This is a genomic window from Methanimicrococcus hacksteinii, from assembly GCF_032714515.1.
GTDB lineage: Archaea > Halobacteriota > Methanosarcinia > Methanosarcinales > Methanosarcinaceae > Methanimicrococcus > Methanimicrococcus hacksteinii.
The window spans coordinates 37862-49618 of record NZ_JAWDKC010000022.1; the positions used below are offsets into that span (position 1 = coordinate 37862).

At 39.7% G+C, this 11757-nt stretch carries 10 protein-coding genes; 7 read left to right on the top strand and 3 right to left on the bottom strand.

Going from position 1 to position 11757, the window contains the following annotated elements:
- The first annotated feature begins 95 nt into the window (after window positions 1–95).
- Complete coding sequence (locus MmiAt1_RS07020; protein ID WP_318786179.1) at window positions 96–683, top strand: hypothetical protein; 588 nt, start codon at window positions 96–98, stop codon at window positions 681–683.
- A gap of 60 nt (window positions 684–743) precedes the next feature.
- On the opposite strand, the gene rimI is transcribed toward MmiAt1_RS07020, so the two are convergent.
- The gene (gene rimI, locus MmiAt1_RS07025) at window positions 744–1268 is read right to left on the bottom strand and encodes a ribosomal protein S18-alanine N-acetyltransferase (protein ID WP_318786180.1); all 525 of its coding nucleotides are present in this window, start codon (window positions 1266–1268) and stop codon (window positions 744–746) included.
- A 94-nt stretch (window positions 1269–1362) separates the two neighbouring features.
- Between rimI and MmiAt1_RS07030 the strand changes: the two genes are divergently transcribed.
- Both MmiAt1_RS07030 and MmiAt1_RS07035 read left to right on the top strand, forming a co-directional pair.
- Window positions 1363–2892 (top strand): DUF262 domain-containing protein, encoded by a 1530-nt coding sequence (locus MmiAt1_RS07030; protein WP_318786181.1) that lies wholly within the window; start codon window positions 1363–1365, stop codon window positions 2890–2892.
- Window positions 2889–4952, top strand: a complete 2064-nt coding sequence (locus tag MmiAt1_RS07035) for a DUF262 domain-containing protein (RefSeq protein ID WP_318786182.1) — start codon at window positions 2889–2891, stop codon at window positions 4950–4952. Before MmiAt1_RS07030 ends, MmiAt1_RS07035 begins: the two co-directional genes overlap by 4 nt.
- Before the next feature lie 25 nt (window positions 4953–4977).
- On the opposite strand, the gene MmiAt1_RS07040 is transcribed toward MmiAt1_RS07035, so the two are convergent.
- Window positions 4978–6030 (bottom strand): tRNA dihydrouridine synthase, encoded by a 1053-nt coding sequence (locus MmiAt1_RS07040; protein WP_318786183.1) that lies wholly within the window; start codon window positions 6028–6030, stop codon window positions 4978–4980.
- Window positions 6031–6199: 169 nt separating this feature from the next.
- Between MmiAt1_RS07040 and MmiAt1_RS07045 the strand changes: the two genes are divergently transcribed.
- Together MmiAt1_RS07045 and MmiAt1_RS07050 are read left to right on the top strand one after the other, a co-directional pair.
- The gene (locus MmiAt1_RS07045) at window positions 6200–6772 is read left to right on the top strand and encodes a nucleoside monophosphate kinase (RefSeq protein WP_318786184.1); all 573 of its coding nucleotides are present in this window, start codon (window positions 6200–6202) and stop codon (window positions 6770–6772) included.
- 92 nt (window positions 6773–6864) lie between these two features.
- A complete protein-coding gene (locus MmiAt1_RS07050) occupies window positions 6865–7401 on the top strand; it encodes an RNA-binding domain-containing protein (protein ID WP_318786185.1) in 537 nt (178 codons plus the stop codon).
- A gap of 135 nt (window positions 7402–7536) precedes the next feature.
- Here the strand turns inward: MmiAt1_RS07050 and MmiAt1_RS07055 are convergent, their stop codons facing one another.
- Window positions 7537–7827, bottom strand: coding sequence for a signal recognition particle protein Srp19 (locus tag MmiAt1_RS07055; protein WP_318786186.1), 291 nt, complete (start codon window positions 7825–7827; stop codon window positions 7537–7539).
- A 340-nt stretch (window positions 7828–8167) separates the two neighbouring features.
- Here MmiAt1_RS07055 and MmiAt1_RS07060 point away from each other — a divergent pair, with 340 nt between their 5' ends.
- Together MmiAt1_RS07060 and MmiAt1_RS07065 are read left to right on the top strand one after the other, a co-directional pair.
- A complete protein-coding gene (locus MmiAt1_RS07060; RefSeq protein ID WP_318786187.1) occupies window positions 8168–10660 on the top strand; it encodes a CDC48 family AAA ATPase in 2493 nt (830 codons plus the stop codon).
- A 325-nt stretch (window positions 10661–10985) separates the two neighbouring features.
- Window positions 10986–11729, top strand: a complete 744-nt coding sequence (locus tag MmiAt1_RS07065; protein WP_318786188.1) for a protease inhibitor I42 family protein — start codon at window positions 10986–10988, stop codon at window positions 11727–11729.
- Window positions 11730–11757: the final 28 nt, after the last annotated feature.

An 11757-nucleotide genomic window follows, 5' to 3' on the forward strand; every position in this document is an offset into this window, starting at 1 on the left:
ACACTTTAAACTTCATAATTTTAATCCGGATAATTTAATTAGACAATTTTAATTTTAGCAAATACTTATATAATAAAAAATACTACTAATTAATAATGACTATTAAAAACATCACAATGGTTCTGTTTGCTTTCATTATTTTGGGGGCAACAGTTATTCCTGCTTACGCAGACGCAGAGACTGAGAAACAAATCGGCCCCGGTGAATGGAGAATCGGCTTTGATATGATTGATTCGACACCTCTGATGAACCCGTCTTTGATGGATGAATTCAGAAACCATGAAAACACATTGGCCGTTTACGGTGAAATTCCCGAAATCAGCGGAAAAGCCGCACATGAACACTGGACGGCTGTCAGCCAAGTGGCAAAAGCCATTTCAAAGGACAGTATAATGCAAGAGTATGAAAATCGGGATTTTGCAATCGGTATCGGTGCTTATATTGACGGATATGTTATGATTGAAATTTCGGAAGGAAAAGAAGGCGAATTCACTTCCGAAGATATCGCATCCTTTAAGGAAACTGCCGACAAGCACGCTGAAACCTTCGGCATCCAAAACCTGCCTTTGATCTTCCAGACCAAGGAAACACCCTACGGCTTTGAAAAATCCGAAAATGAAATCAGCAAAAAAACAATTTCCGATTATTTTCCGAAAATCACCAGATTGTTTAAAATAATCTAAAAAACAAATAAAGTTTCAAGCGGTTGAATTAAATTGTTTGAAATATCAAAATCAACAAAGTCAATTTACGCCTTTTTCGTTTTCTTTTAATTTTCCGAAAACTTTGCTTTCCTCTTTTTTGATGAAATACGAATTTAAATTGACCATCATCACGTAACCGTCTTCTCCGTCGGAATAATATTGTGATTCGACCCACGCTGCCGAAAAACCGAGTTTATTGTATAAATTAATCGCCGGCTTGTTGCTCACGCGAACCTCAAGAGATGCTTTTTGAAGGCCTTTGAGCAGGAAATAAGTACAGATGTGATCAATCAAACGTTCGGCAATGCCTTGGTTTCTGTGATATTTGCTGACGGCAAGCGAAAAAATATGTCCTTCCGATTCTGAAAGCGCGTAGCCGACAATAAAACCGACAATATCTTCTCCGATTGCGCAGACAAAAAATCCGTCGCGGAAGACTTCATAAAAATTAATGTATTCGTAAGGATTGTGTTCGTTAAAAGCTTCCGCTTCAAGCATGAGAATACTGTATTTGTCCTCGGGAACATACCGGCGGATGAACGGATGCGGAAGCGGAACAGTCATTATTACGAGTATGGAAAACTTTGCATTTTAATGTTTGTTAAGATAACTCGCTAGAAAAGGTATAAAATGAATGGTTTGTTAAAAAGATGAAAACATGACAATTCAAACGAAAACTGTAAGTGAGTTTAAAGGATGTCGATTTTTAGTTCCTGCATACCAACGCGGATACCGATGGACAAAACATGAAGTTACGGCTTTGTTAAATGATGTTTGGGAATTTTCAACAGAAGGAGACAAAAAATACTGTCTGCAACCTCTGATCGTAAAAAAAAGAGATGATGACATGTTTGAAGTCGTTGACGGGCAACAGCGACTTACGACAATATATATTTTTATGAAGATAGCTGCTCAAAAAATTCAATCTGTTACACTGCCATTTGAAATTGAATATAAAACTCGAGAAAATAGTGCAACTTTTTTAAAATCCTTATCAAATAATATGGATTTAAAATCTGAAAAAAAGAAAAATGTTGATTATTTTCACATTGTTTCGGCATATGAAGCTATTAATGAATGGTTTGAACGACAAGAGAATAAATCTGTTGAAATAAGAGAATTAAACAAAAAAATGTATGAAAATGTTTCTTTTATTTGGCATGAACTTCCCGAAGATGAAGATCCGATTGCCATGTTTAGAAAAGTGAATTTAGGTAAAATACCACTTACAAATGCCGAACTTATAAAAGCCTTATTATTAAATAGAGACAATTTTACAGAGAAAAATGTTAATACGCAAATTGAGATTTCGCGTTCATGGGATAGAATTGAGCAAGGACTGTATAATGATTCATTTTGGTATTTTCTCAATGAAAATGACCCAAATGGAACTAGAATTGATATGTTATTTGAAGTGTTGGCCGAAAGACAAAATGATAAATCAAACAATCCAATACTTAAACAAAATTATTTTGCTTTTTTGGTATTTTCATCAATACTTAATGAAACAAATGATAAAGCACAATTTGTGGAGAAATTGTGGGAAGAGGTAGAGAAATTATATTTTGAATTTCAAGATTGGTATGACGATTTGGATAAATATCATATAATCGGATACCTTGTTGCTTCCGGTATAAGAGTTTCGGAAATTCTCAATCTTACAAAAGGCAAAAGAAAAAGTGATGGGAAAAAAGAATTACTTAATAAAACAAAACACACTCTCGAAAAGTATGAGCCTCTTTCAGAAATTTCATATGAGGATAAAAATGTTGTTAAAAAAATACTGTTGTTGTTTAACATTGCAACTTTGGTTAATAAAAGTGAAAAACAAAATCGTTTTCCTTTTGAGGTTTATAAAAAACGGTTTTGGGATATTGAACATATCCATGCAATCGCCGATAAAAGCGGCGATGCTGACGATGCATTATGGAATTTAACGTTACTTGACAGCAAAACCAATCGAGAACCTGAATATGCCGCCGAGTCATTTGATGTAAAACGAAGAATTATACTAGAACGTGAATCTGAAGGATTGTTTGTACCAACTTGTACCAAAAATGTATTCCTCAAAGCATATTCTTCAAAACCAGAAAATATGGATATTTGGAAAGATGAAGATAAACAAAACTATATTGAAGAAATAGAAAAAACGTTGGATATTTTTTTCCGAGGGGATGATTTTGAATGAATGAACAAGGCATTGAAACTCTTCTTAGCTTATTGGAAAAATATGATATTGTCATACCGATTATACAAAGAGATTATGTACAGGGACGAGAAGATGAACATGCTAAAATCGTTCGCCAAAATTTACTTTCAGATATGAAAGCGGCTATATTGCAAAAAACTCCCCCGTTAGATTTGAATTTTGTTTACGGAAAAGTGGAAGGTAACGATTTTATTCCGATTGATGGACAACAACGGCTAACAACACTTTTTTTATTGCACCTTTATGCATTCCGCAATGATGAATCAAAAACAGAACTTTTTCACCGTTTTACATATAAAACGCGAATAAGCTCTCACGCTTTTTTTGAAAAATTAACCACAAACCGCAAAGAGATTTTTGCATCATTATTGCCCCCTTCCGAAGAAATCAAAGACTCTGAGTGGTTTGCGCCAAATTGGAAATTTGACCCGACAATAGAATCTGTGCTTATAGTCTTAGACGATATAAAGAAAGAATTTTCATCTATTGAAGATCTTGACATGAAATTGTCAAATAAAGAATATAACCCCATTGTGTTTAAGTTTCTTGATATGGATGACCTCGGCATGGAAGATACACTATACATTAAACTGAATGCCCGGGGAAAGCCTTTAACCCAATTTGAAAACTTCAAAGCAAGTTTAAATGCTCAAATGAGAGAACTTAACATTCCATTCACAAACGAATTTGAAAATTCTTTTGATAACGAATGGACTGATTTGTTTTGGGAACATTCGGGACAAAATTTGCAAGATTTTGACCAAACATTTTTAGCGTTTTTTGAAACTTTGTTTAGGAATCATGAAATAATTGATTTTCATGAAAAAGATGATTGGGAACTAACTTTGGATTTTTCAAGGATAGATGAACAAATATTCGAAACCATTTATTATACCCTAAATTTTCTTTCAAACCATTCAAATAAGCATTCAGAAAAATATTCACCGGCATATAAATTCATTTTCGATGCATTAGATGAAAACAATAACCACAAAAATCAGGTTTTGTTTCACGCCGTTTCTAAATATTTATGCTTATCAAAAGGAACTGATAATGGCTCATTTAAACAATGGCTTAGAATTATACGAAATATTATCTTAAATTCGGAGAATCATACATCCTATAATTATAAAAACGGGTTAATAGATGAAATAGACAAATTGGCAGAACAAAAAGACAAATTGTTAGAATATTTTTCCAATGAAAATGTGCTGGGATTTGATGATCAAATTCGCGAAGAACACATAAAATCTAAAATAATTTTACAAGATGAAGATTTTGCGAAAACCATCTATGAAGCAGAAAATCACCCATACTTTAATGGACAAATTCGATCAGCGCTTTATCTTGCAGGCAATGAAGAAGAACAGTATGATAAAGAAATTTTTCAACATTATTGGATGAAAATTTCTGAACTTTTTGATGCGGCAGGACCAAAACACGACAATCATCTTCTTCGGAGAGCATTACTCACTTTTGGGGATTATTCCACAACAATCACTGGGCCTGATAGAGTATTAGCACCCGATAAATCTAATGAATATTTTTCCAGTATAAAAGATCTGTTTTCAAATTGTAATATTTTTGTAAAAGAATTATTAGACAATCTAACTTCAAATAATTCAATAGAAACACAATTAAACACTATTGTAAAAAAATCAGCGATACCCGAAACGGACTGGAGACATTGTTTTATAGATTATCCAGAAATATTTTCTTATATGAATCAATCATATCTGTTATTACGCATAGTAAATGATACGGTGATTATGAGTCCGAATAAAGTCTTCAATGGTCTTAATCGGGATGTTTTCCTTTCCGCACTGGAACAATCCTTAAAACGAATTGGGATTATTTCTTTACCTTGTAGTGGATTGGGTATCAAATGTGATTGGTACCTTGCAGCCAGATCTTTTAAAATACGGTTCAAAAATAAACAATTTCAAATATTTAATGAAAAAGATGAAATCATTTTTGAAACAAGTTCAAATACACCCATTACCGAAGCAACTAATAATTTGAAATTTATATTAATATGAACAAAATGTTACCGCATTTTAATGTTTAGAAAACAAATTCCCGCCTGCATTTTTCAGCGTATTCATCAAAAACATTCAATATTTCAACTGTCAGCGATTCTCTCTCCGCCGACAATTCGTCATCCGATAAATGCCTGATTTTAATTTCTTTATGAAAATCATTGATTTTTAAGCGCATTTCCCGCGAATACGGCAAACCTTTGGTAAACCATTGCGCATGCGCCCGAACATTGACATGCGGAAGCAAATTGTATCGCTTCAAATTTTCAAAATACTGATTTAAATCCGCGCCGCGAATCTCAAATTCGTCGGGTACCGAAACAATTTCCGGCTCGCCTGTTTCCAAATAAAATTTTAATTCTCGAAAAAGATTCGGATTTCCGATAGCTGCACGGCCGATCATATAACCGTCGCAGTTTGTCAGATCCATTGCCGTTTGAAGCGATTTTTCATCAACGATATCCCCGTTTAAAATGACGGGAACAGAAAGTTCTTTTTTAATTTCGGCAATGATTTTCCAATCCGCATTTCCGGAATACATCTGACCCCGCGTTCGTCCGTGAACGGTGACTGCGGCAGCGCCGGCATCTTCCAAAGATTTTGCCAGCCGAAGTGTTTTTTCATGGTCTTTGTAAATTCGGATTTTGGCGGTGACGGGCAATTCGGCGGTTTCGCAAACGCGGCGGACGATGTTTGCCGGATGATTGGCCGTTCCGAAATCCTGCGCCATCAAAGCCGCGCCGCAGCCGGTTTTGGTAATCGGCGGAGACGGGCAGCCCATATTAATATCAATCACTTTGGCTGCCGGGCTAAACAATCCTTCCAAACCTGCGGCGGTTTTTGCAATGGATTCGGCATCGTTTCCGACAATTTGAATCCCGTAAGGAACACCGCCGATTGAAAAACCACGGTTTTTCGCATACGGGTCGTCGTGATTAAAGCCGTCGGAGTGAATCATCTCCGTGTACGTGAAATCAGCGCCGCAAATATGGGCAACGTGCCGGAAAGCCGGGTTTGTGACATCCGCCATCGGCGCCAAAAATAAAGCCGGCTTCTTGGAGTTGAAATCAAAAAACATAAAACAGCCTCAGAGACTATTCAAAAGATGTTCTGATATTTAGTTTTGCTTTTGCGGGGGATATTTTAAAACGAATGAAATCATTTTCCAAAAACACTAAAATTTTAAAAATCAAAAATAAAATTAAAAGTAAAAATAAAGAATTAAACTAATTGTCGGAGAAATCAAATTGAGAATTATCGCTTTTGTCGGCATGCCTGCCTCCGGAAAATCTGAAGCGTCCAATGTTGCAAGAGAAATGGGAATTCCCGTCGTGACGATGGGTGATGTCATTCGAAAAGAAGTCGAATTGCGCGGGGCCGACCCTGCCGACGGCGGCAAAATCGCAAACGAGCTGCGTGAAAAAGAAGGGATGGACGCCATTGCCAAACGCTGTATGGCAATGATTGAAGAAAAAATGAACGAAAATCCGTCCAAAGTTTTCGTCATCGACGGCGTTCGCGGAATTGCCGAAGTCGATTATTTCAAAGAACATCTCGGCGACGGATTCATGCTCGTTTCCATTGCCATTGATTCCCCGATTGAAGAGCGTTTTGACAGAATCGTCGCCCGCAAAAGAGAAGACGATATGGACAACATCGAACAGCTCAAAGAGCGCGACACGCGCGAAATCGGATGGGGCATGGGTGAAGCAATTGCAGCGTCTGACAGAATCATTGAAAACACATCGACATTGGAAGAATACCGGGCAAAAATCCGCCAATTGTTTGAAGAAATGATTGCCGAAGAAGAAAGCAAATAAAAGAAAAACAAAGCAAAAAGCAAGCAAAAAACAAAGAAAAAAACAAAGCAAAATGCAAAAAACAAAAGAAATCAAAATAATTTGGGATAACTATGATTAATGCAGACGTCACATTTTCCGCGCCCGTTTACATGACGGAAGATCTGGAAAAGGTTAAAGCCGCCGTTTCCAATATGGTCAATCACGGCCGCCCGAAAACAGAAGAAATTCTCCCCGAGACGATTTCCGGTGCAAATACGAAACATGAAAAAAATCAAACGGAATGTGACAATATAAACCCCTTCATTTCCGATGCAGAAAATATTAAACAAACTGTCGTCGCCGCCGGAAATTTGGATCTTTTATCCGGCATTCATTATTTGATTCGAAAAGAAGAAATCATTGATACCGCAAATACCGCTTTAATGCAGGGAATTGATGAAACCGGCTGCCGGACTTTTGTTTCACTCAATAAACAGGCGGCGTTGATGAAACACCTGAGTTTTCCGGCAGATATTGAACCGCTCGGATCAGTTTATCTGGAAATTGAGGCGGAAACTCCGGACGACCTTTTGAGAATTATTGACTGGCTGACGCCGCCGACAAAAGAAGGCATACCGATTTACGAGCTAAAAATGAATGAATTGTAATCACAATTTTTATTTTTGAAAAACAGGACTCTTTTCATATTCAACTATTTATAAAACAACGATTTATAAAACAATACTGTTTGCAGGTGCGGCGGCTGCAAATAATAAAATAAAACAAAAAAGAAATAAAAAGGCTTAATTGCCTCTGATTTTTTTAATTTCGGCCGCGATTTTGCGGACGGAATCGTTTTTGGCCTCGATATTGTCAATCATAATACGGCCGCTTTTTTCCCACCAGGCGCGGGGATAAGATTTGTCGGTTTCGGGAACCGGAGAAAAGCCCAAATTGGCAGCCGCTTTGAGAATTTCATCAAATTCCGGCTTGGAGACGGCGCTTTTTTTCGAAATGATGCGCCCTTCCGCACGCGTTCTGTCCTTATCCAAATAAGCCGGCCAAATCACAAGCCTGCCTTCATCTTTCATCATGTTTTTTCAAATCCTTTTAATGATATAAACGATAATCATAAAATTGCGTTTTCATATTAAGACTTTATTTATTTTTGGTTTTTAAACCTTTTATTTCCTTTTCGATGATTTCAATCGGCGGCAAATCTAAATTATTTTTGAACAATTCCGTTCCGGCCTTAAAATGAAATAAAAAATCATCCCGATTTAATTATAAATTTAGCCTCAATCTAAAATGATTCTTAATTTCATTTTTGATTTATCCGAAGATTTATATATTCTCTCTGATAATATTTATTGTATTTCTTTATTTTAATAAAAATAAATACGTAAAAACAAAACAAAAACGAGGTATGATAAAATGGTCCAATCAATCCAACTTATTGTCCAGGAAGCCGACCGCACGGATGCCGGAAAAGGCATTGCCCGCATCAGTTCTGAAGCAATGACCCGCCTTTCCGTTGAACCGGGAGACATTGTCAAAATTACCGGCAAAAAAGCATCTGCAGCCGTTGTCGCGCTTTCAAATCAAGGTTCGAACAACATCAGCATCGACGGTTACATCCGAAGAGATGCCGGCGTCGGTATCGGCGATACGGTCTCGGTTGAAAAAGCGGCGCCGACCACGGCAAACCGCCTGACGATTCAGCCCGTCGGTGAATCCATCAAATTAGACGGCAAACAAGTCAGCGACTTCATTCATCAAAGATACGCCGGAGCGCCGCTTTACAACGGCAAGACAATTGCGCTTCCCGTTCAGGTTCAGCAGCAGCAGAAGCAGGATCCGTTTGAAAGCTTTTTCGGCAATTCGTGGGCCGGCAGCTTTTCAAGCAGCTTCAGCACGCAATATTATGAATTCATTGTCACCGACATCGCGCCCGATGACATTGCCGTCGTCGGCTCGGACACGAAAGTCAATTACAAAGATTCCGCTTACAAAGGCGAAGACGGTCCGAAAGGCAAGTCGGCCGGCAACATTCACTACGAGGACATCGGCGGCCTCGGACGCGAACTCAATCAGGTCCGCGAAATGATCGAATATCCGCTCCGCCATCCCGAAGTTTTCGAAAAACTCGGCATTGAACCCCCGAAAGGTGTTTTGCTTTACGGCCCCCCGGGAACCGGCAAAACATTGATTGCAAGAGCCGTTGCCAACGAAGTTAATGCTTACTTTGATACCATTTCCGGTCCCGAAATCATTTCCAAATATTACGGCGACAGCGAAGAAAAACTGCGCGAAATTTTTGAAAAAGCCGAAGAAAACGCGCCGGCCATCATCTTTATTGACGAAATCGATTCCATCGCCCCCAAACGCGAAGAATCCAAAGGCGAAGTCGAGCGCCGCGTTGTCGCGCAGCTTTTGGCTTTGATGGACGGCCTCAAAAGCCGCGGCGGCGTCATTGTGATTGCCGCGACAAACCTGCCCGACTCCATTGATCCGGCACTGCGCCGCGGCGGCCGGTTTGACCGCGAAATTGAAATCGGCGTTCCCGACAAAGAAGGCCGTATGGAAATCCTTCAGATTCACACCAGAAACGTTCCGCTTGCAAGCGATGTTGATATCGGCAAATACGCGAACATGACAAACGGTTTTGTCGGCGCGGATTTAGCACTCGTCGTCAAAGAAGCAGCTATGCACGCGCTTCGCCGCGAATTCCCGGGCATGAATCCCGATGATGAAATTTCCAAAGAAAAATTGGAAAGCTTAACCGTCAACGTCGAAGACTTTGACGCGGCGCTTAAAGTGGTTCAGCCGAGTGCGATGCGTGAAGTTCTGGTCGAAGTGCCCGACATCGGCTGGGAAGATGTCGGCGGCTTGGATTCCGTCAAAGAAGAGCTTCGGCAGGGTGTCGAATGGCCGCTCAAATACGCTTCCGTTTATCAGAAATTTGATACCAAATCGCCGAAAGGTTTCCTGATGTTCGGCCCGCCCGGCACGGGAAAAACGCTTCTTGCAAAAGCGGTGGCCAACGAGTCGGAAAGCAATTTCATTTCCGTCAAAGGCCCGGAATTGATGTCCAAATGGGTCGGCGAATCCGAAAAAGGTGTCCGCGAAATTTTCAGAAAAGCAAGATTGGCTTCCCCGTCAATCATTTTCTTTGATGAAATCGATTCCGTCGTTCCGAAACGCGGCAGCTATGAAGGCTCTTCCCACGTCACGGAAAGTGTTGTCAGTCAATTCTTAACCGAACTTGACGGCTTGGAAGAACTCAAAAACGTCGTTGTCATCGGCGCCACCAACCGGCCGGACATGATTGACCCCGCGCTGCTTCGTCCCGGACGCTTGGAAAAACACATTTATGTGCCGCCGCCGGATGCCGCCGGCAGAAAGCAGATTCTGGACGTTTACTTAAACGGCGTCAAAGATTTGCTGGCCGGCGATTTGGATGTTGACGATTTGGTTTCAAAAACGGCCGGATTTGTCGGCGCCGACCTCGAAGCTTTGGTCCGCGAAGCAAAAATGGTTGCGATTCGCGAATTCGTTCAGAAAATGGCCGGCCAAAGCGAAGAAGACATCGAACTGGCTGTCGGCAACGTCAGAATTAACCGCAAGCACTTTGACGAAGCGCTCAAACGCGTCAGACCTTCAATGGATACGGAAAGTTTGCTGAGATCCGAACGCGATTCCTGGCCGTTCAGATTCAACGAAGAAGAACGGACAGCGCTCGAAAAAGCTTATGAAGCGCTTCTTTCATTGAAATACGGTCCGGAAAGCGACGACGCCAAAAACAAAATCAAAACGCTTGAGAATTTGATTCTGGCGCCGCGTAAAGATTTCAGCGCATTGAGAGACACCGTCAAAGATCATCACGACAAAAAAGCGGCGGATGATTTTGATTACAATGTCGCTTGATTAAGCATCCGAATTCAAAAAAGATTTCATTTGCCAAAACAAAGGCAAATGATTTCATTTTTTTTGTTTTTCATTTTTTTATTTTTCATTTTCATTATTTTCATAATTTTGTTTTCAAAAAGCGGATGATTTTTCAATTTGATTTATGAAAATCGTGTCCCCCGTTTGTGATAAACATGAGTTGAACCTGCGCGGCTCGCGCGCGGCGGCATCACACGCTGTAATTTATTCTCAATTATTATTCAATTATTATTTCAATTTATGAAAACAAAAATATAGTTTGGTTTCGTCATTACAGTGTATGAAAACTTCAGGTTTTTTTTTGGTGACAGTGTGTGTTCTGCTTTTGGCATGCGCTTTTTCAGGATGTATCGGATCGGATGATCCCGCAAATGATGAAAATAATACAAATAACACAAATAATACAACTTATAATGCTTCAACAACCGTGACCGTTTCAAAAAACGGCCTTGGAATCGGTGCCGATGAAATTATTCAAATCGTTCTTCCCGAAAATAGGGCCAAGAATTATCGTTGGGAAGTTGTTCCCGAAGATGGTTTGAATATTGCCGAATCCGAATCCGGCAACCTCAGAGAGGATGAAAACGCAAATCCTGTCAAAATTTTTAACATCACGGCAGATGAAGAAGGCTCTTACGTATTTACTGCTCTTTACAAACACGCCAGCAGAGAAGTGTTGACTTATACATTCACTCAAAGATTAGATTATACAGTTCCGACAGGAAATACCTCGGCAGACCCGAATCTTGTTTTGACGATCGAAGGAATTCCGACCCCGAAAGCCGGCGGCATTGTTGAAATTAAAACACGCGGAAATCCGACAACCGGCTACACTTGGGCTGCCCAAATGTCCGAAAACGGGATGCTTCGGCTTCTTGATTCAAAATACGTTGAAGACGAACATGAAGAAGGCATGACCGGCGTCGGCGGCACATATGTTTGGTATGTGACTTCGGATGTTGCAGGTACCTATCTGTTTGACGCTGCCGAATTCAGTCCTTCGGGCAACATGACCGGCAAATTTTATTTTGACATCACATTCATTTGAATGAAATATCATTTAAAAAGTCAACAAA

Coding starts and splice junctions, on each gene's coding strand:
- MmiAt1_RS07035 (WP_318786182.1), top strand. CDS start 2,889: ATGAATGAACAAGGCATTGAAACTCTTCTTAGCTTATTGGAAAAATAT.
- MmiAt1_RS07020 (WP_318786179.1), top strand. CDS start 96: ATGACTATTAAAAACATCACAATGGTTCTGTTTGCTTTCATTATTTTG.
- MmiAt1_RS07030 (WP_318786181.1), top strand. CDS start 1,363: ATGACAATTCAAACGAAAACTGTAAGTGAGTTTAAAGGATGTCGATTT.
- MmiAt1_RS07050 (WP_318786185.1), top strand. CDS start 6,865: ATGATTAATGCAGACGTCACATTTTCCGCGCCCGTTTACATGACGGAA.
- MmiAt1_RS07040 (WP_318786183.1), bottom strand. CDS start 6,030: ATGTTTTTTGATTTCAACTCCAAGAAGCCGGCTTTATTTTTGGCGCCG.
- MmiAt1_RS07060 (WP_318786187.1), top strand. CDS start 8,168: ATGGTCCAATCAATCCAACTTATTGTCCAGGAAGCCGACCGCACGGAT.
- rimI (WP_318786180.1), bottom strand. CDS start 1,268: ATGACTGTTCCGCTTCCGCATCCGTTCATCCGCCGGTATGTTCCCGAG.
- MmiAt1_RS07055 (WP_318786186.1), bottom strand. CDS start 7,827: ATGATGAAAGATGAAGGCAGGCTTGTGATTTGGCCGGCTTATTTGGAT.